The 19243-nt window shown below is 64.6% G+C and carries 15 protein-coding genes; all 15 read left to right on the top strand.

Annotation, left to right across the window (positions count from 1 at the left end; translation table 11 throughout):
• Positions 1–8: 8 nt before the first annotated feature.
• The 15 genes from BLP76_RS07135 (at position 9) to recN (ending at position 19213) form a co-directional block, all read left to right on the top strand.
• Positions 9–1523: a UDP-N-acetylmuramoyl-L-alanyl-D-glutamate--2,6-diaminopimelate ligase gene (locus BLP76_RS07135; protein ID WP_092811011.1), complete on the top strand. Its 1515-nt coding sequence runs from the start codon at positions 9–11 to the stop codon at positions 1521–1523.
• Positions 1520–2995, top strand: a complete 1476-nt coding sequence (locus tag BLP76_RS07140; protein WP_092811013.1) for a UDP-N-acetylmuramoylalanyl-D-glutamyl-2,6-diaminopimelate--D-alanyl-D-alanine ligase — start codon at positions 1520–1522, stop codon at positions 2993–2995. Before BLP76_RS07135 ends, BLP76_RS07140 begins: the two co-directional genes overlap by 4 nt.
• Positions 2996–3000: 5 nt before the next feature.
• A complete protein-coding gene (gene mraY / locus BLP76_RS07145) occupies positions 3001–4083 on the top strand; it encodes a phospho-N-acetylmuramoyl-pentapeptide-transferase (protein WP_092811015.1) in 1083 nt (360 codons plus the stop codon).
• Between the two features lie 7 nt (positions 4084–4090).
• Positions 4091–5536: a UDP-N-acetylmuramoyl-L-alanine--D-glutamate ligase gene (gene murD, locus BLP76_RS07150; RefSeq protein ID WP_092811018.1), complete on the top strand. Its 1446-nt coding sequence runs from the start codon at positions 4091–4093 to the stop codon at positions 5534–5536.
• Positions 5533–6681 (top strand): putative lipid II flippase FtsW, encoded by a 1149-nt coding sequence (gene ftsW / locus BLP76_RS07155; protein ID WP_092811020.1) that lies wholly within the window; start codon positions 5533–5535, stop codon positions 6679–6681. Before murD ends, ftsW begins: the two co-directional genes overlap by 4 nt.
• The gene (murG, locus tag BLP76_RS07160) at positions 6678–7796 is read left to right on the top strand and encodes an undecaprenyldiphospho-muramoylpentapeptide beta-N-acetylglucosaminyltransferase (protein WP_092811022.1); all 1119 of its coding nucleotides are present in this window, start codon (positions 6678–6680) and stop codon (positions 7794–7796) included. Before ftsW ends, murG begins: the two co-directional genes overlap by 4 nt.
• On the top strand, positions 7793–9205 hold the full coding sequence (gene murC / locus BLP76_RS07165) for a UDP-N-acetylmuramate--L-alanine ligase (protein WP_092811024.1): 1413 nt from the start codon (positions 7793–7795) through the stop codon (positions 9203–9205). Before murG ends, murC begins: the two co-directional genes overlap by 4 nt.
• A gap of 28 nt (positions 9206–9233) precedes the next feature.
• On the top strand, positions 9234–10175 hold the full coding sequence (murB, locus tag BLP76_RS07170) for a UDP-N-acetylmuramate dehydrogenase (RefSeq protein WP_092811380.1): 942 nt from the start codon (positions 9234–9236) through the stop codon (positions 10173–10175).
• 134 nt (positions 10176–10309) lie between these two features.
• Entirely contained in the window at positions 10310–11242 is a 933-nt protein-coding gene (locus BLP76_RS07175) for a D-alanine--D-alanine ligase (protein WP_280139912.1), read from the top strand.
• Positions 11230–12144 (top strand): cell division protein FtsQ/DivIB, encoded by a 915-nt coding sequence (locus BLP76_RS07180; RefSeq protein ID WP_139163716.1) that lies wholly within the window; start codon positions 11230–11232, stop codon positions 12142–12144. Before BLP76_RS07175 ends, BLP76_RS07180 begins: the two co-directional genes overlap by 13 nt.
• Positions 12141–13466, top strand: a complete 1326-nt coding sequence (ftsA, locus tag BLP76_RS07185; RefSeq protein WP_207145343.1) for a cell division protein FtsA — start codon at positions 12141–12143, stop codon at positions 13464–13466. Before BLP76_RS07180 ends, ftsA begins: the two co-directional genes overlap by 4 nt.
• Positions 13467–13551: 85 nt before the next feature.
• Entirely contained in the window at positions 13552–15315 is a 1764-nt protein-coding gene (gene ftsZ, locus BLP76_RS07190) for a cell division protein FtsZ (RefSeq protein WP_092811028.1), read from the top strand.
• A 243-nt stretch (positions 15316–15558) separates the two neighbouring features.
• Positions 15559–16515: a UDP-3-O-acyl-N-acetylglucosamine deacetylase gene (gene lpxC, locus BLP76_RS07195; RefSeq protein WP_092811030.1), complete on the top strand. Its 957-nt coding sequence runs from the start codon at positions 15559–15561 to the stop codon at positions 16513–16515.
• A gap of 142 nt (positions 16516–16657) precedes the next feature.
• Entirely contained in the window at positions 16658–17518 is an 861-nt protein-coding gene (locus BLP76_RS07200; RefSeq protein WP_092811032.1) for an outer membrane protein assembly factor BamD, read from the top strand.
• A gap of 15 nt (positions 17519–17533) precedes the next feature.
• Entirely contained in the window at positions 17534–19213 is a 1680-nt protein-coding gene (gene recN / locus BLP76_RS07205) for a DNA repair protein RecN (protein ID WP_092811034.1), read from the top strand.
• The last annotated feature ends 30 nt before the right edge of the window (positions 19214–19243 follow it).

Here is a 19243-nt window from a genome sequence, read left to right on the forward strand (position 1 = left end):
ACAGGTCGATGGCTTCCGACAAGGCCTACCCACCGCGCCGGCTCGGCAAGCTCTTCGGCGACGAAGCTTCCGTTGCCGACGATGCCGCCGAGGTGTGGATCTCCGGACTGACCGCGGACAGCCGCGAAGTTGTCAGGGGAACGCTCTTTGCTGCGTTGCCCGGCACAAAATCTGACGGCGCTTCCTTCATCCCGGATGCGGTGAAGAAGGGGGCCGCCGCGATCCTGACGGGCACGAAGCCGCTTTCGGAAGATCCTGGCGTGCCGGTCGTCCGTGCTGCCGATCCGCGCCGCGCGCTCGCAATCGCTGCTGCCAATTTCTTCGGGCGACAGCCGGAGCGCGTCGTCGCCATCACCGGAACGAGCGGCAAAACCTCGGTCGCCGTCTTCACACGGCAGATTTTCGCCCATGCGGGGCTGAAGGCGGCGAGCCTCGGGACGATCGGGCTCGTGACGTCGGACGGCCAGACGAAGCCCGGCCTGACGACGCCGGATCCGGTCTATCTGCATCGCACGCTTGCCGACCTTGCCAAGTCGGGCGTGACGCATCTGGCGCTCGAAGCCTCCAGCCACGGCCTCGACCAGCGGCGGCTCGACGGCGTCAAGCTCGCGGCGGGCGGCTTTACGAACCTGTCGCGCGACCATCTCGATTATCACAAGAGCCTCGAAGAGTATCTTCTCGCCAAGCTCAGGCTCTTCGAAGTGCTTCTGCCGGAAGGCTCAGCGGCCGTTGCCGATGCCGATCAGAAGGAAGCGATGCGCGTGAGGGCGATCGCCCGGCGTCGCAATCTCTCCTATCTGTCCATCGGAAAGGCTGGTGAGACGCTTCGGCTTCTCTCGGTTACCCGCATGCCGGACGGGGCTCGCCTGCTCCTCGAAGTGAACGGCGAAAAGCGCTACGTGCCGCTGCCGCTCATCGGAGAGTTTCAGGTTTCCAACGCCTTGATGGCCGCGTGCCTCGCCATTGGGGCCGGGCTTTCGGTCGATCAGGCGCTTGCGGCTCTGCCGGAGCTTCAAGGTGCGCCCGGGCGGCTGGAGCTCGTCGGAAGCCATCCGAACGGGGCGCAGGTTTTTGTCGATTACGCGCACAAGCCGGGCGCGATCACGGCAGCGCTGCAGGCGCTGCGTCCGCATACGCAGAACCGTCTCGTCATCATCTTCGGGGCGGGCGGCGATCGCGATCCCGGCAAGCGCGCGCTGATGGGGGAGGCGGCGCGCGAAGCCGCCGACCGCGTCATCGTCACCGACGACAATCCTCGCAGCGAAGATCCGGCGTCAATCCGCCGGGCCATCATGGCGGCCGTGCCGAACGCACGTGAGATCGGCGACCGCGGCGAGGCGATCCGCCAGGGAATTGCCGGGCTCGAGCCTGGGGATATCCTGCTCGTAGCCGGCAAGGGGCACGAGACGGGCCAGACGGTCGGCGATCAGGTTCTGCCCTTTTCCGATCAGGAGGAGGTGCGCAAGGCGCTGGCCGAACTTGGCAGCGAAACTCCGCAAGAGGCGAAGGAACGGCCCTTATGAACCCTTTGTGGCGGATAGCCGAATTTCTGGCCGCCACCGAGGGGCGCCTGGAAGGGGGAGCGCCTCAGCCGGCTCTTTCCGGTGAAGAGGATGCTGGCGCGATCTCGCCGATGGCTATCACCGGGATTTCCATCGACAGCCGTACGGTCGGCCCCCGGGAAGCCTTTTTCGCCATCAAAGGCGATCGCTTCGACGGCCACGATTTTGCCGAGGCAGCTCTGCAACGGGGTGCCGCGCTGGCGGTCGTCTCCGAAGATCGTCTCGCGGAACTCTCCGGCGGGCCTTTCGTGGTCGTGCCCGATGATCCCCTGAAGGCGCTTGAACGCCTCGGCGTCGCGGCACGGGCACGCTCACACGCCAAGATCGTCGCGGTGACGGGCTCTGTCGGCAAGACCGGCACGAAAGAAATGCTGCGACTTGCCTTCTCCCTTCTCGGCGAGACGCATGCGCCTGTGGGCTCCTTCAACAATCATTGGGGCGTGCCGCTGACGCTTGCGCGCCTGCCGGAGAAGGCGGCTTTCGGGATTTTCGAGATCGGCATGAACCATGCCGGCGAGATCACCCCGCTGACGCGGATGGTGCGGCCCGACGTGGCGATCGTCACGACCGTCGAACCCGTGCATATCGAGTTCTTCGGGACGCTCGAAGCGATCGCCGATGCCAAGGCGGAGATTTTCGAGGGGCTCGAGCGGGGGGGAATGGCGATCCTCAATCGCGACAACGGCCAGTTCGACCGTCTTGTCGGCGCGGCCCGAGCGCGGGGCGCGCGGATCGTCAGTTTCGGAGAACATCCCGATTGTGACGTCAGTCTCGTCGGCCTCATCGAAGAGGACTCCGGGAGCCGGGTGACTGCCGACGTCTTCGGCGAAAGCGTGCAATACCGGCTGGGTGCGCCCGGTCGCCATCTGGCCACCAATTCCTTGTCCGTTCTTGCAACGGCTGCGGTCCTCGGCGAGAGCCCGTCGGCCGCCGGCCAGGCGCTGTCGCAGTTTTCTGCTCCCGTCGGGCGCGGGGCGCGCACGCAGCTTCGCGTCGGTGAGGGGAGCTTCACGCTCATCGATGAAAGCTACAACGCCAATCCGGCATCGATGCGTGCGGCGATCGCGCTCTTAGGCGCGGCCGAGCCGGGTGCGAACGGTCGCCGGATCGCCGTTCTCGGCGATATGGGAGAGCTCGGCGACCAAGCGCCGGCTTTTCATGCCGAGCTTGTTGATAATCTTGCAACAGCCCGCGCCGATCAAATCTTTCTGGTCGGACCGCTCATGCATCATCTTTGGAATCACTTGCCGGAACGGGTGCAGGGAGCCTATGCCGAGACAGCGGGCGAAATTGAGCCGATTCTTCTCGATGCGATCCGGCCGGGCGACGTGGTGATGGCGAAAGCCTCCCTGCTCACCGGCCTCGGCAGGCTGGTTGCGGCAATGAAAGAGCGGTTTCCCGCAAAAGATCCAAACGACAAAGAAGAGAGCTGAAACGGATGCTGGCCTATCTGCAGAACTTCGCGGATGACTTCTCCGTCTTCAACATCTTCCGTTACATAACCTTTCGAACAGGAGCGGCGACGATGACGGCGCTGCTCTTCGTTTTTCTGTTCGGACCGATGATGATCGAGGTCCTGCGCTTTCGGCAGGGCAAAGGTCAGCCGATCCGGGCCGACGGGCCGCAAACGCATTTCAAGAAGGCCGGAACGCCCACGATGGGCGGGCTGATGATCCTGACGGGCGTCGTCGTTTCGGCGCTTCTGTGGTCGGATCTTTCATCGCCTTATGTCTGGTGCGTGCTTTTGGTGACGCTCGGTTTCGGTTCGATCGGCTTCTACGACGATTATCTCAAGGTGAAGGGCGCGTCCTCGAAAGGCTTTTCGGGGCGGGCGCGGCTCAGCTTCGAGGCTTTGATCGCCGGCGCTGCCGTCTATGTGATGATGCGTGCGGGCGAGGGCGCGAGCGCGACGGCGCTGACTTTGCCGTTCCTGAAGGAGACCGTCATCCAGCTCGGCATCTTCTTCGTCGTCTTCGGGGCCTTCGTGATCGTGGGTGCCGGCAATGCCGTGAACCTGACCGACGGGCTCGACGGGCTCGCCATCGTCCCGGTGATGATCGCTGCCGCGTCCTTCGGGCTGATCGCCTATCTCGCCGGCAATATCCGCTTCGCCGATTATCTCCAGATCCATTACGTCGCCGGAACGGGCGAGCTTGCCGTTCTCTGCGGCGCGATGATCGGCGCCGGGCTCGGCTTTCTCTGGTTCAACGCGCCGCCTGCCGCGATCTTCATGGGCGACACGGGTTCGCTGGCGCTCGGCGGCATGATCGGCGCAGTCGCGGTCGCCACCAAGCACGAGATCGTGCTCGCCATCATCGGCGGTATCTTCGTCATGGAAGCGCTGTCGGTGATCATCCAGGTCACGTCTTACAAGCTCACGGGCAAGCGCGTCTTCAAGATGGCGCCCATTCACCATCATTTCGAGCAGATCGGCTGGACCGAACCGCAAGTGGTGATCCGGTTTTGGATCGTCGCCGTGGTTCTCGCCCTGATCGGCCTCTCCACGCTGAAACTCCGCTAGGCCGGCGATGTCGATCCCTCTCTCCCACCTCAAAGGAAAAAGCCTCGGGGTCTTCGGGCTCGCACGCAGCGGGCTTGCGACGGTCAAGGCCGCTGTCAGCGGTGGGGCGCGCGTCTATGCCTGGGACAACCGGGAAGATGCGCGGGCAAAAGCGGCGGGCGAGGGCGTCACGCTGCAAGAGCCGGGGGAATGGCCGTGGGAAGAGCTTGCCGCTCTGGCGCTCGCCCCGGGCGTGCCCCTCACGCATCCCGAGCCGCATCCGATCGTCGGCATGGCTCGGGGGGCAGGCGTCGAGATCCTGTGCGATGCGGAGCTTTTGTTTCGCGAGCTTGAAGGCAAGGCCCGGTTCGTCGCCATCACCGGCACGAACGGCAAGTCGACGACGACGGCGCTCATCGGGCATCTCCTCGGCGAGGCCGGAATTGCGGTCGAGGTGGGGGGCAATATCGGCCGCTCCGCGCTCGATCTCGCAGCGCCTTCAGCGAGCGAGCCTGTCTCTGGGAGTTTCCCCGAGCAAATCTATGTGCTCGAGCTTTCGTCCTATCAGCTCGATCTCTGCCACCGCCTTCGGCCGAACGTTGCGGTCTGGCTCAATCTGACGCCCGATCACCTTGACCGCCATGGCGACATGGCCGGCTATCGCCATGCCAAGGAGCGGATCTTTGCGAAGATGGGCGGCGACGATCTTGCGGTCCTCGGCATCGACGAGACCGATATGGAAGAGGTTGCCGTTGCGCTTTCCGAACGAGCCCAGGCGCCCCGGCTTGCCCGCGTCACGGTGCGCGAGCGGGACGCGGCCGACATTCGCGTCGACGAAGCCGGGCAGATGACGGATGCGCGCAACGGTGAGAGGCTCAATCTTTCGGCGTTCCCATCCTTGCGCGGGCGTCACAACTGGCAGAATGCTGCCTGCGCCTATGCGGCGGTGCGAGAGCTGGGCGTTCCGGTCTCGATAATCACCGAGGGAATGGCGAGTTTTCCGGGGCTCGAACACCGCATGCAGATCGTCGGACGACACGGCAAGGTGCTTTTCGTCGACGATTCCAAAGCGACCAACGCCGATGCGGCCGCGCCCGCTCTGGCAACCTTTCAGCCCGTCTACTGGATCGTCGGCGGACGCCCGAAGGCGGGCGGCATTCACGGCTTGTCCGGCTTCTTCCCGCGCGTTGCGAAAGCCTATCTGATCGGCGAGGCGGCGGATGAATTCTCCGCCACGCTTGCCGCGCGAGTCCCGCATGTCATCGCCGGAGAGCTCGCACGCGCCGTCCGGATGGCGGCGGAGGATGCGGCGCTCGATCCGGAGGACGAGCCTGTCGTCCTCCTGTCGCCGGCGGCGGCTTCCTTCGATCAGTTTCCCGATTTCGAGGCGCGCGGACGCGCCTTCGTCGCCGCCGTCAACGCCCTGGACGATGCATCCGCGCAGCAGGCTGCGCTCTCGGAGAGTGCGTCATGATCAGTCGTCGCGATCGTTCCCTGATTGCCGAATGGTGGTGGACCGTCGATCGCACGACGCTCTTCCTGGTGCTTCTTCTGCTCGCGGCCGGCGTCGTCCTATCCTTTGCGGCAAGCCCGCCGGTTGCGGAGCGTATTGGCCTTTCGCCCTACCATTTTGCGCTCAGGCAGGCGATGTATGCGCCGACTGCGACGGCGATCATTCTCAGCATCTCGCTGCTCACCCCGCGCCAGGTTCGGCGGCTCGCGCTTCTCATCCTCCTCGTCTCTCTGTCTATGATGGTCGCCGTGCTCTTCATTGGCGACGAGGTGAAGGGCTCGCGGCGCTGGGTCTATATCGGGGGCATGTCGTTGCAGCCGTCGGAGTTCTTGAAGCCCGCCTTCATCGTCATCGTGGCGTGGCTGTTTGCGGAAGGCTCCAAACATCCGGAAGTGCCGGGCAAGCTTCTCGCCGTTATCCTGCTCATCATCACGGCGGCGCTCCTCGTCGCAGAGCCCGATCTCGGTCAGACCATCCTCGTTTTCTCCGTCTGGGGCGCCGTGTTCTTCCTGGCGGGCGTCTCGCTGCCGCTTGTCGGCGGGCTTGCGGGCACGGCGGTGGCTGGTCTCTTCGCCGCCTATTTCATGTTCCCGCACTTCACCTCGCGCATCGACCGTTTCCTCAATCCGGAAGGTGGCGACACCTATCAGGTCGATATCGCCATGCGCTCCTTCGAGCGCGGCGGCTGGTCCGGATCGGGGCCGGGCGAGGGCGTGATGAAGCGGATCCTGCCGGATTCGCATACCGACTTCGTCTTCGCCGTGATCGCCGAGGAATTCGGCATCATCCTGTGCCTCGCCCTTATCTGCATCTTCGGCTTCATCGTGATGCGCGGTCTCATGCATGCGCTCCGGCGCAAGCAGCCTTTCGAGCGCATGGCGATCGCCGGCCTCTCCACCCAGATCGGCCTGCAGGCCTTCATCAATATGGGCGTGAACTTGCAGCTTCTGCCCGCCAAGGGCATGACCTTGCCGTTCATTTCCTATGGCGGCTCGGCCCTGCTTTCGAGCGCCGTCGTCATGGGCTTCATCCTCGCCCTGTCGCGCGAGCGCGCCGAGCGGAAGGTGACCGTCATGCCGCATTCGAGCTTTGCTGAGCAATTATGAGCGATAAGACCAGGCCGTTGGCCTTGCTGGCTGCCGGGGGAACCGGGGGACATCTCTTCCCGGCAATCTCCTTGCGGGCCGAGCTGAAGAAGCGCGGCTATGACGTGGCGATCGTCACCGACAAAAGGGCGGGGCAATACGCGACGGATCTGCCTGCGGACGAGCTTCACGCCATCGATGCGGCGACGCTTTCGGCCGGCAATCCGGTGCGTGCCGTCTCCTCCATGTGGAAGCTCTCGCGCGGCGTCCTGCAATCGCGAAAACTGCTGCGGGAGCTCGGCGCCGATATCTGCGTCGGTTTCGGCGGCTACCCGACCGTACCGCCCCTCTTTGCCGCGCGTATGGCGCGTGTGCCCGCCCTCGTGCATGAGCAGAATGCGGTTTTAGGTCGTGCCAACAGATTGCTGGTGAAGGCCGGTGCCGCACTCGCCACCGGGTTTCCCGATCCGAAAGGTGCCGCTTCTGCGAAGCGCCTTGCTTTCACCGGAAATCCCGTTCGCGAAAGCGTCATCGACGCCGGCAGGACGGCCTATGAGCCTGCCGGCGAGGAGGATAGCTTCCGTCTTCTCGTCTTCGGCGGCAGTCAGGGCGCGAGGGCGCTGTCATCTTTGGTGCCGGAGGCGATCGCGCTTCTGCCGCGAGCGCTGCGTGCGAGGCTTCAGATCGTGCAGCAATGCCGGCCGGAGGATCTCGACACCGTGCGGCTTCTCTACGGCCGTCTCGACGTTTCGGCGGAACTCGCCTCCTTCTTTCAGGATCTGCCGGCGAAGATCGGCGCAAGCCATCTCGTCATCAGCCGGGCAGGGGCGTCGACGGTGTCGGAGCTTGCCGTTATCGGCCGGCCGGCCATCCTCATTCCTTTCCCGCATGCACTCGATCAGGATCAGGCGGAGAATGCCCGCCTCCTCGCCGATGTCGGCGGCGGCTGGATGATGGAGGAAGCCTCTTTGACCGCGGAAGGCCTTGCCTCGCGGTTGAAGGAGCTGATAGCGCATCCCGACGAACTGGCCGCAGCGGCCGCCGCCGCGAAAAAGGCCGGCCGGCCGGACGCGGCCGAAAGGCTCGCCGATCAGGTCGACGAGCTCGTCAGCCTGACGCGAGGACATCGCCAATGAAAATGCCTTACAATATCGGCCCGATCCATTTCGTGGGGATCGGCGGCATCGGCATGAGCGGCATCGCGGAGGTGCTGATCAATCAGGGCTGCCAGGTCCAGGGATCCGATGTCTCCGACAGCCCGAATGTCGCCCGCCTGCGCGCCAAGGGCGCTGAGGTGATGATCGGGCATGCGGCGGAGAACCTTGGCGATGCCGCGGTCGTCGTCGTGTCCTCGGCGATCAAGCGCGACAATCCCGAGCTGAAGGAAGCCCGCGCCAAAGGCTTGCCGGTGGTGCGCCGGGCGGAGATGCTGGCGGAGCTCATGCGGCTCAAATCCGCGGTCGCCATCGGCGGCACGCACGGCAAGACCACGACCACATCCATGGTCGCGGCGTTGCTCGATGCCGGCGGTCTCGACCCGACCGTTATCAATGGCGGCATCATCAACGCCTACGGCACCAATGCCCGCATGGGCGACGGTGAATGGATGGTGGTGGAGGCGGACGAGAGCGACGGCACCTTCGTCAAGCTGCCGGCCGACGTCGCCGTCGTCACGAATATCGATCCGGAACATCTCGACCATTACGGCTCCTTCGAAAAGGTGCGCGACGCTTTCATGGCGTTCGTCGAGAACGTGCCTTTCTACGGCTTTGCGGTGATGTGCCTCGATCATCCCGAGGTGCAGGCACTGGTGAAACGCATCGAAGACCGGCGCATCATCACCTACGGCGCCAATCTCCAGGCTGAGGTTCGGTTTCACTCGGTGAGCTTCGTGCCGGGTGAATCGCATTTTTCGATCGAGCGGCGTGACCGGCTGACGGGCGAAACGGAGACGCTCTCAGATCTCGTTCTGCCGATGCCGGGCATCCACAACGTCTCGAACGCGACGGCGGCGATCGCAGTCGCCCGCGCGCTCGGCGTGTCCGAGGCGGATGTGCGCAAGGGGCTCGCCTCGTTCGGCGGCGTCAAGCGGCGCTTCACGCTGACGGGCACCTGGAACGGCGTCGCGATCTATGACGATTACGGCCATCACCCGGTGGAGATTTCCGCCGTCTTGAAGGCCGCCCGCGCGAGCTGCCGCGGGCGGGTCATCGCCGTCGTGCAGCCGCATCGCTACAGCCGTCTCCACAATCTCTTCGATCAGTTTTGCGCCTGCTTCAACGATGCCGATACCGTCATCGTCGCGGATGTTTATACGGCGGGCGAAGATCCGATCGAAGGCGCCGACCGCGACAGTCTCGTCGATGGGCTGCGGGCCGGCGGGCATCGCGACGTGCGAGCGCTGCCGAGCGAAACGGAACTGGCCCGCATGATCGCCGAGATTGCGAAGCCGGACGACATGGTCTTGTGCCTCGGCGCAGGCTCGATCTCGAAATGGGCGAACGCCCTGCCGGGCGAGCTCAATGCGCGCGACGAGGCTGCGTGAGCCGCAAGCTCGATCGGCAGGGATGGTGATGCGCGCTCAGGAACTCGAGGGTCTGCTCGAAGGCTTTCGCGGCAAGGTGAAGGCGAATGAGCCGCTCGCGCCGATCGTCTGGCTGCGGGCCGGCGGGCCGGCGGATCTTCTCGCCATGCCGGCCGATGTCGATGATCTCGCGCTTCTTTTGAAAGCTCTGCCTGAAGAGGTGCCGGTGACCGTGATCGGGCTCGGCTCCAATCTCCTCATCCGTGATGGCGGGATCGAAGGCGTGGTCGTGCGCCTCTCCGGCAAAGGGTTGGGCAAATTCGAGGTCGATGGCGACCTCATTCGTGTCGGCACCGCACTTCCCGACAAACTCTTCGCCAAGGCGGCACTCGATGCGGGCCTCGGCGGCTTCGCATTCTATCACGGGATACCCGGCGGGCTCGGCGGGGCGCTCAGGATGAATGCGGGCGCCAATGGCGGCGAAACCTGCGACCGGCTGGTCGAGGTCGTGGCGCTCGACCGCCAGGGCAACCGCCATGCGCTGACGCAGGCGGAGATGGGCTATTCCTATCGCCACAGCGACGCGCCCAAGGAGCTCATCTTCGTCGAAGCGCTCTTCAGGGGCGAAAGGCGGCCTGAGGAAGAAATCCGAGCCGAGATGGATGCGGTGCAAAAACACCGCGAAGAGGCGCAGCCGATCAAGACCCGAACCGGCGGTTCGACCTTCAAGAATCCGCCCGGCCAGCGCGCCTGGGAGCTGATCGATGCCGCCGGCTGCCGAGGGCTCAAGATCGGCGGCGCGCGCGTCTCCGAGATGCACTGCAACTTCCTCATCAACGAGGATGACGCCAGTGCTTACGACCTCGAATTGCTGGGTGAGACGGTGAGGGCGAGGGTTCTCGCCAATTCCGGCGTGCGGCTCGATTGGGAGGTCCGGCGCCTCGGCCGGTTCGGCGAGACGGGCGAGGTCGAGCCGTTCCTGGGTGCGTGAGACGGCGCTTTTCAAAGAAACGCCGATCCATCTCTTAGTTAACGATTTCTAACCCTTTCGGGTCGAGATTGCGGCTTCGTTCGAATGCGGACCGAGCGCCAGGAGCGCCGGTTGGAGCAGAGGGAGGCGCTGCCGTGACCCGCAACACCCATATCGCCGTCTTGATGGGAGGCTGGTCGTCGGAGCGATCGGTGAGCCTTTCCTCCGGCAAATCCTGTGCCGATGCCCTCGAAGAGCGGGGCTATCGCGTGACGCGCGTCGATGTCGGACGCGACATCGCAAAAGTCCTCAGCGATTTGCGCCCGGACGTGGCCTTCAACGCTCTGCACGGGCCTTTCGGCGAAGACGGGAAGATCCAGGGCCTCCTGGAAATCCTCGAAATTCCCTACACGCATTCCGGCGTGCTCGCCTCCGCGCTCGCCATGCACAAGGTCAAGGCGAAGGCCGTCGTCGCGAATGTCGGCGTGCCGGTCGCAGAGCAGCGCGTCGTGACCCGCGAGGAAACGGCGCGCGAACACGTCATGGCGCCCCCCTATGTCGTGAAGCCGATCAACGAAGGCTCATCCTTCGGCGTGACGATCGTGCCTGAGGATCAGGCGCATCCGCCGCAATCGCTTCTGGGCGATGCCTGGACCTATGGCGAGGAGGTGCTGGTCGAACACTATGTCGCCGGCAAGGAGCTCACCTGTGCCGTTATGGGACGGCCCGGCGAGGAGGAGGCCTTCGACGTCATCGACATCGTTCCCGTGGGCCACGGCTTCTATGACTTTGATGCAAAATATCTTCAGGGGGGCTCTAAGCACATTCTCCCGGCCAATCTTAAACCATTTGTTTACCAAAATATCCGCAGGTTCGCTTTGGAGGCGCATCGTGCCATCGGGTGTCGCGGAGTGTCTCGCAGCGACTTCAGGTACTGCGAGGAAAGCAATGAGCTCATCTGGCTGGAAGTGAACACACAGCCAGGCATGACGCCGACCTCCTTGGTCCCGGACATGGCGGCCCATGCAGGCCGCAGTTTCGGGGATCTGGTGACGTGGCTTGTGGAGGATGCATCGTGCCGACGATAGGGACGTGGCTGGCAGATCAGGGGGCTCGGGTCGACGCGTTGAGCGCCGGTCTCGGCCATACCCTGAATCGTGCCGTGCCGTCGCGCCTGCGTCGCATCGTCGAAAAGATGCAGACCGGCCGGCAGCATCATTACGGGCAGGTCGCCGCGATCGGTTTCCTGGGCGCAACCATTCTTTACGGTCTGATCGCCGGCGGTCACATGATGACGCTGCTCGACCGCACTGTCGCCGCCGCCTTCTTCGGCATTCAGGAGATCCGCATCGGGGGCGAGATCGAGACGCCGGAATCCGCCGTCGTCGATCAGCTCGACATTCGTGGCGGCTCGCTCCTCGGATTTGACGCGAGCGACGCGCGCGAGCGGCTCATCGCGCTGCCCTGGGTGAAAGACGCCGACATCCGCAAATTCTATCCCAACCGGCTCGACATCACGCTGACCGAGCGCACGCCCTTCGCACTCTGGCAGAACGACGAGATGATCTCGATCATCGACCGCGCCGGTGTGGTCATCGGGCCGTACAAGGATGTGCGCTTCGCCGCACTCCCGTTCGTCGTGGGCAAGGGTGCAGACAGCCGCGCAGACGGGTTCATGGCCATGCTGCAGCGGCACCCGTTCCTGGCGGATCGCATGCGCACGGCCGTGCTCGTCTCGGAGCGTCGCTGGGATCTGGTCACCAAGAACGGCATCACCGTTCAGCTGCCGGAGAACGGGGTCGATGAGGCGATCGATCGCCTGAAGGCCCTGCAGGACAAGGACGATGTCCTGTCGCGCGAGATCGTCACCATCGATCTGCGTCTCAAGGACCGCATCCGCATCGGCCTTGCGGACAACATGGCCGAAACCGTCATCAAGGAGAATGAATCGGTGATCCGTCGTCTCGCCAAAGCTGGAGGCGAGATTTGAACGCCATCACTGAAAACGCCGGCTCCCGCATCAAGCCGCTTTCGCCTCGGCGCACCGCCGTGGTGAGCGTGCTCGATGTCGGCTCCTCCAAGACCACCTGCCTCATTGCGCGCCTGAAGCCGCTCGAGGGCGACCATCAGGCGGGCCGCACCCACCATGCCGAGGTGATCGGCTTCGGGCTGACGCGTTCGCGCGGCATCAAATCTGGTGCCGTCGTCGATCTGGAAGAGGCGGAAAAGTCGATCCGGATCGCCGTTGATCAGGCCGAGCGGATGGCCGACATGACGATTGGATCCGTCATCGTCAACGTCTCGAGCGGGCGTCTGAAGAGCGATACTTTTTCCGCCACAGTCGAATTGTCCACTTCGGGCGTGTCGGAGATCGATATTCAGCGCGTCCTGGGCGCGGGCTGTGCCAATTCCGTCGCCGATGGGCGCGTCGTCGTTCATTCGCTGCCGATCGGCTATGCGCTCGATGGGCATCGGGGGATCGCCGATCCGCGCGGCATGCTCGGCAACGAGCTGGGTGTCGACATGCATGTCGTCACCGCCGACGAAGCGCCGCTGACGAACCTCGAACTCGCCGTGAACCGCTGCCACCTGGAAGTGGAGACCGTGGTTGCGACGCCCTATGCGTCGGCGCTTTCGGTCCTCGTCGAGGACGAGGCGCAGCTCGGCGTTGCCTGCCTCGATTTCGGCGGCGGCACGACCAGCCTGTCGATCTTCTACGAAGGTCAGTTCATTCACGCCGCGAGCGTGCCGATCGGTGGCAACCACGTCACCATGGATATCGCGCGCGGCCTCTCGACCCGGCTTGCCGATGCGGAGCGCCTGAAGGCGCGCCACGGCTCGGCGCTGCCTTCGATCTCCGACGAGAAAGACATTTTGACGATCCCGCCTGTCGGCGAGGACGAGCGAGATGCGCCGAATGCGGTGCCGCGCTCGACGCTGACGCGCATCATCCGGCCGCGCATCGAGGAAACCCTCGAAATGGCGCGCACGATGATCGACGAATCGGGATTTGCCGAGATCGTCGGCAAACGCGTCGTTCTGACCGGCGGGGCGAGCCAGCTCACCGGACTGACGGAAACGGCGCGGCGGGTGCTTGGACGCAATGTGCGTCTCGGCCGCCCGCAGCAGGGGACGAATGCTTTGCCTGAAGCGGTCAAGGGACCGGCCTTCGCGGCGGCGCTCGGCCTTATCACCTATCCCCAGGTCGCCCGCATCGAGCAGTTCCGGACGAGACGTCCGAGTCAGTTCGCGATGACCGGGACGGATGGATACTTCGCCCGCATGGGGCGATGGATCAGGGAGAGTTTCTGACGCGCGGCGCGGGCCGAGCGAGAATTGAGAATAGGCGTGGGCAAGGCAGATGCCCGACGCGAGGACAGCGGCGAAAGGACAACAGATGGCCATCAATTTGCATATGCCGGACCTTACCGAATTGAAGCCCCGGATCACCGTCTTCGGTGTCGGCGGGGCGGGCTGCAACGCGGTCAACAACATGATCGAAGCAGGCCTGCAGGGCGTCGACTTCGTCGTCGCCAACACCGACGCCCAGGCGCTGACGATGTCACGTGCCGACCGCGTGGTGCAGATGGGAGTTGCGGTGACGGAAGGCCTCGGCGCCGGATCGCAGCCGGAGATCGGGCGGGCCGCTGCCGAAGAAACGATCGACGAGATCAATGACCATCTGACCGGCGCGCACATGGTCTTCATCACCGCCGGCATGGGCGGTGGCACCGGAACCGGCGCCGCACCGGTGGTGGCGCGTGCCGCACGCGATGCCGGTATACTCACCGTCGGTGTTGTCACGAAGCCGTTCCAGTTCGAGGGCCAGCGCCGCATGCGCCTCGCCGAGGCCGGCATCAACGAGCTGACGCAGCACGTCGATACGTTGATCGTCATCCCGAACCAGAATCTGTTCCGCATCGCCAACGAGAAGACGACCTTCGCGGACGCCTTCGCCATGGCCGACGAAGTCCTCTATTCTGGTGTCGCCTGCATCACCGACCTGATGGTCAAGGACGGGCTCATCAACCTCGACTTCGCCGACGTCCGTTCCGTCATGCGCGAGATGGGCAAGGCGATGATGGGCACTGGCGAGGCCTCCGGCGACAAGCGCGCCGTGGAAGCCGCCGAAAAGGCGATTTCCAATCCGCTGCTCGACGAAGTTTCGATGCGCGGTGCGCAGGGCCTGCTGATCTCGATCACCGGCGGCAAGGACATGACGCTGTTTGAGGTCGACGAGGCGGCGAGCCGCGTTCGCGAAGAGGTCGATGGTGATGCCAACATCATCTTCGGCGCGACCTTCGACGAGAGCCTTGAAGGCGTCATCCGCGTTTCCGTCGTCGCCACCGGCATCGACCAGGAACAGCGCCAGTCGGAGAACACCGAACAGCGCATGCAGGAGTTAAAGCAGCGCCTGAAGAGCGTCGGCGGTCCGACCGGACATGCCCGCCAGGCTCCCGAGCAGGTGGCGGCGAAAGCCCCTTCTTTCGAGGAGGCGATGGCCGAGGATCTGGAGCGTGAGCTTGCCGCTCCGCGTCAGCAGCAGGTCGAGCGCCAGGTCGCTGCCGCAGCTGCCGCCGTGCCGCACACGAACCAGCAGCCGCGTGCCGAAGTTCGCCAGGAGAAAGGCATCAAAATCGGCCCGTTTCGCCCCGAACCGTCCCTGATCGCGCCGCGTGAGGCGCATGACGAGATGGCGACGCGCGAGGCCCCGGTGCGCCGCCAGGAGGCTTTCGTTCCGCAGGCTGCGGAGCGGCCGGAGAGCGTGCAGCCGCGGATGCCGAAGGTGGAGGATTTTCCGGCCATCGCACAGCGGCAGATCCACGCCAGCCGGGGTGCTGCCAATGAGGAAGAAGAGCGCCGTCCGCGTTCCCTCCTGCAGCGTCTGACCCACGGTCTCGCCAAGCACGGCGAGGGCGAGGAAGGCCAGGCTCCGCGTCAGGCTCGCGACATGGAAATCGAGCCGCGCATCGCTGCCGCCCCCGAGCGGGCGCCGGCCCGTCCGTCGGCTGCGGAAACCTTCGGCCGGCCGCAGCAGCGGCGTGCCGTCGATCAGGCCGCCCGCGGTGGTCTCGACCCGCATGGTCGTCCGGCAGCGGCTGGGCACAGCGAGGACGACCAGCTGGAGATTCCGGCCTTCTTGCGGCGCCAGACCAGCTGATGGGCGCTCACAGCCTGTAACGCTCTTGCGGCCCCGGCGTTTTTCGCCGGGGCCGCTTCATTTTTAAGCTGCTGTTTTCATGGAGAAATTCCGGCCCGCGCCAGATTTCAAGTCGGTAACAAAAGGTAAGAAAGCTTGATTGGCGAAACTGTGACCGCTGCTGCTAGCTTCCGGCGCGTCGGGTGAGGGCTGGTCCGCTCCGATTCGCGATGCGACCGGCACGACAACATGAAAGATGGCTTGATGACACAGACCGCCCAGGGCGCCCAGAAGACGCTCCGTAGGGATGCGACACTTACTGGCATCGGTACGCATAGCGGCAAGCCGGTCACGCTGCGGCTGTCTCCTGCCGATCCGGATACGGGCATCATCTTCGTTCGCCGCAACGAGGCGGGCGAAGAAGTTTTCATTCCCGCACGGTCTTCCTCCGTCGTCGGCACACAGATGTGCACGATCCTGGGTGATGGCGCCGGACTTTCCGTCGCCACCGTCGAGCATCTTCTGGCCGCGACTTCCGCGCTTTCCATCGACAATCTTTTGATCGAGGTCGATGGCGCCGAGATCCCGATGATGGACGGCAGTGCCGCGGCCTTCGTGGAGGCGATCGACGAAGCCGGTATCGCGATGCAGCCTGCACGCGCGCGCGCGATCAAGGTTTTGAAGCCGGTACGTCTCGAGGTCGGATCGTCCTGGGCCGAGTTCCTGCCCTATAACGGGCGTCGCTTCACCGTCGAGATCGATTTCGACTGCCCGGTCATCGGCCGGCAGAAGCATGCAGCCAACATCACCGCGAACGGCTTCCGCCGCGACATCGCGCGGGCGCGCACCTTTGGCTACATGAAGGACGTCGAGGCGTTGTGGGCCAAGGGGCTCGCTCTCGGCTCTTCGCTCGACAACGCCGTGGTGATTGCCGACGACAAGGTGGTCAACCCGGAAGGTCTGCGCTACCCGGACGAATTCTCGCGTCACAAACTGCTCGATGCGGTCGGCGATCTCGCTCTCGCCGGGGCGCCGATCATCGGCCATTATCGTTCCTATCGCGGCGGCCACAAGGTCAACGCCATGGCGCTTGCGGCGCTTCTGGAAGATCGCTCCGCATGGAGCTGGCTCGTTTCCTCCGACCCGGCGCCGCGTCGCAGTGAACAGGCGGAAGGCCTGCCCGGCTATTTCGCTCCCGCCTTCGCTCCCGACCGTTCTTAGCCATCACCACATGTCGGCCATTTTTGCGTGCTGTGCCCATCGCAGCCGGCCGACATTTGCGATTGCGGTGTGCATGCGGCTTTGCAGTCGGCCTGATCTTCGATAAGGAGGCAGCCCGTGCCCTTTTGCTCCGTGTGGATGCATGACTTTCTCTGACGCTACCAAGCCCGGGCTGCGCATCGTCGCCGCCAGTCTCCTCATTGCCTCGATCGGCGCTTCGCTCGGGGCCTGCTCGAACTTCGGCGATCGTACGAAGATCCTCGAGGAGGAACCGACCATCCCTGCCGACGTCCTCTACAACGAGGGCCTCGCTGCGATGAAGGAAGGGGAGACGACCAAGGCGAAGGAAAAGTTCGCCGAGATCGACAAGCAGCATCCCTATTCGGATTATGCGCGCCGTTCGATGATCCTGTCGGCCTATCTCAACTACAAGCGCGGCAATTACACGGATGCGGTGACCGAGGCGAAACGCTTCGTGACGCTGTTCCCGGCAAGCGATGATGCGGCCTATGCGCAGTACATCATCGCCGAATCATATTACCGGCAGATTCCCGACGTGACGCGCGATCAGGAGATGACGCAGCGTGCCATCCTCGCTTACGGGCAGATCCTCAGCAAATATCCCGATTCGGAATATGCCGATGACGCGCGCCGGAAGATCGAGGTCGGGCGCGATCAGCTCGCCGGCAAGGAGATGCAGACCGGGCGCTACTACCAGGAGCGTGGCGAGTATCTGGCGGCGGTGAACCGCTTCAAGTCGGTCGTGGAAGCCTATCAGACCACCCGTCACGTCGAAGAGGCGCTGCATCGCCTGGTCGAGTGCTATCTCGCTCTCGGTCTTGTCGATCAGGCGCAGACGGCAGCCGCGGTGCTCGGGCATAACTTCCCGGACAGCCCCTGGTACAAGGATTCCTACCGGCTTCTTGCTGGTAAGGGCGTCGAACCGTCGGAAAGCAAGGGATCTTGGATCTCACGGGCCTTCCGCTCCGGGCAGGCCTCCTGATAGCTTCCGGCGGCCATGCTGGCCAACCTGACCATCCGCGACATCGTTCTCATTGAACGCTTGTCTATCGACTTTGCCGCCGGTCTCAGCGTCCTGACGGGCGAGACCGGCGCGGGCAAATCGATTCTGCTCGATTCGCTGGCGCTCGCTCTCGGCGCGCGCGGCGATGCGGCGCTGGTGCGTTCCGGCGCGAACCAGGGCCAGGTGACGGCCGTCTTCGATCTCGCCCCGACGCATGCCGTTGTCCGCACATGCGAGGAGAACGGCATCGAGGTCGACGGTCCCCTCGTTCTTCGCCGCCTGCAGTCGGGCGACGGACGCAGCCGCGCTTTCATCAACGATCAGCCAGTGTCGGTTTCGCTCTTGCGTGAGATCGGCCATCAGCTCGTGGAAATTCACGGCCAGCACGACGAACGGGCGCTTGTCGCCCCCGAAGAGCACCGCAGGCTTCTCGATGCCTTTGGCGGGCTGGAACGGGAGCGGGCGGAGGTTGCCGGCCACGCCCAGGTTCTGCGGGACGCAGAGCGGCAGGCCGAAGAGCTTCAAGCCTCCATCGAGGCGGCGGAGCGGGAAGCCGATTTTCTGCGTGCTGCCGTGGAAGAGCTCGAAGCGCTGTCGCCGGAACCCGGCGAAGAGGAACGGCTTGCCGATCGTCGGCGCCTTCTCATGCAGGCGGAGAAGGTCGCGGGGGACCTCAACGACGCGCTCGACATGCTGGGCGGCAATGTTTCGCCCGTGCCCGATCTGGCGGCCTTGATGCGGCGCCTGGAGCGCAAGAGCGCCGAGATGCCGGAGGTGATGGACGCGATCGTGGAAGCGATCGGGCAGGCGCTCGATCGGCTTGAAGATGCGCGTTCGGGCCTTGCCGCGGCGATCACCGAGCTTGGGCATGATGCGGGCGAGCTCGAGCGTGTCGAGGAGCGGCTTTTCGCGATTCGTGCGGCGGCGCGCAAATATCGCTGCGAGGCCGACGAGCTTCCGGGTGTGGCGGCGGATTTTGCGGCGAAGCTCGACGATTTCGAAAGCGGCCATGATCGGCTGGCGCGGCTGCAGAATGCGGTGCGGGAAGCCGAGGAAAGCTATGTCGAGGCGGCGCGCCTTCTGTCGGAACGACGCGAGGAGGCGGCGCAAGGTCTCGAAGGGGCCGTGACCGCCGAACTGCCCGCTCTCAAACTCGAGGCGGCGTCCTTCCACGTGCATTTGCAGCGTGACGACGCGCGGCGGAGTGCGGATGGCTTCGACACGGTGTCCTTCGAAGTGCAGACCAATCCGGGCACGGCGCGCGGACCTTTGATGAAGGTTGCGTCCGGCGGCGAGCTCGCTCGGTTTCTTCTGGCGCTCAAAGTGGCGCTCGCCGACCGGGGGTCTGCTCCGACCCTCGTCTTCGACGAGATCGATTCGGGCGTCGGCGGTGCGGTGGCGGAAGCGATCGGGCGGCGGCTCGCACGGCTTTCAGAGCGCGTGCAGGTGATGTCGGTCACACATGCGCCGCAGGTTGCGGCCCGTGCCAACGGCCATTTCGTCATCTCCAAGCGCGTGACCGACGAAGGGCGCAAGACGGCGACGGCCGTGACCCGCGTCGAGGCTGAGGATCGGCGCGAGGAGATTGCGCGTATGCTCGCGGGCGCCACGATCACCGACGAAGCGCGGGCGGCGGCCGAACGGCTCATCGTGGGTGAGAGCCAAGCCTCTTGAGCTTGGCGCGGCTTTGCGCGACAGGACGGC

It is taken from the genome of Afifella marina DSM 2698 (genome assembly GCF_900102695.1).
In the GTDB taxonomy this organism is placed as follows: domain Bacteria; phylum Pseudomonadota; class Alphaproteobacteria; order Rhizobiales; family Afifellaceae; genus Afifella; species Afifella marina.

Coding starts and splice junctions, on each gene's coding strand:
- ftsZ (WP_092811028.1), top strand. CDS start 13,552: ATGGCCATCAATTTGCATATGCCGGACCTTACCGAATTGAAGCCCCGG.
- murG (WP_092811022.1), top strand. CDS start 6,678: ATGAGCGATAAGACCAGGCCGTTGGCCTTGCTGGCTGCCGGGGGAACC.
- BLP76_RS07140 (WP_092811013.1), top strand. CDS start 1,520: ATGAACCCTTTGTGGCGGATAGCCGAATTTCTGGCCGCCACCGAGGGG.
- mraY (WP_092811015.1), top strand. CDS start 3,001: ATGCTGGCCTATCTGCAGAACTTCGCGGATGACTTCTCCGTCTTCAAC.
- ftsW (WP_092811020.1), top strand. CDS start 5,533: ATGATCAGTCGTCGCGATCGTTCCCTGATTGCCGAATGGTGGTGGACC.
- lpxC (WP_092811030.1), top strand. CDS start 15,559: ATGACACAGACCGCCCAGGGCGCCCAGAAGACGCTCCGTAGGGATGCG.
- murD (WP_092811018.1), top strand. CDS start 4,091: ATGTCGATCCCTCTCTCCCACCTCAAAGGAAAAAGCCTCGGGGTCTTC.
- BLP76_RS07135 (WP_092811011.1), top strand. CDS start 9: ATGGCTTCCGACAAGGCCTACCCACCGCGCCGGCTCGGCAAGCTCTTC.
- recN (WP_092811034.1), top strand. CDS start 17,534: ATGCTGGCCAACCTGACCATCCGCGACATCGTTCTCATTGAACGCTTG.
- murC (WP_092811024.1), top strand. CDS start 7,793: ATGAAAATGCCTTACAATATCGGCCCGATCCATTTCGTGGGGATCGGC.
- BLP76_RS07200 (WP_092811032.1), top strand. CDS start 16,658: ATGACTTTCTCTGACGCTACCAAGCCCGGGCTGCGCATCGTCGCCGCC.
- murB (WP_092811380.1), top strand. CDS start 9,234: ATGCGCGCTCAGGAACTCGAGGGTCTGCTCGAAGGCTTTCGCGGCAAG.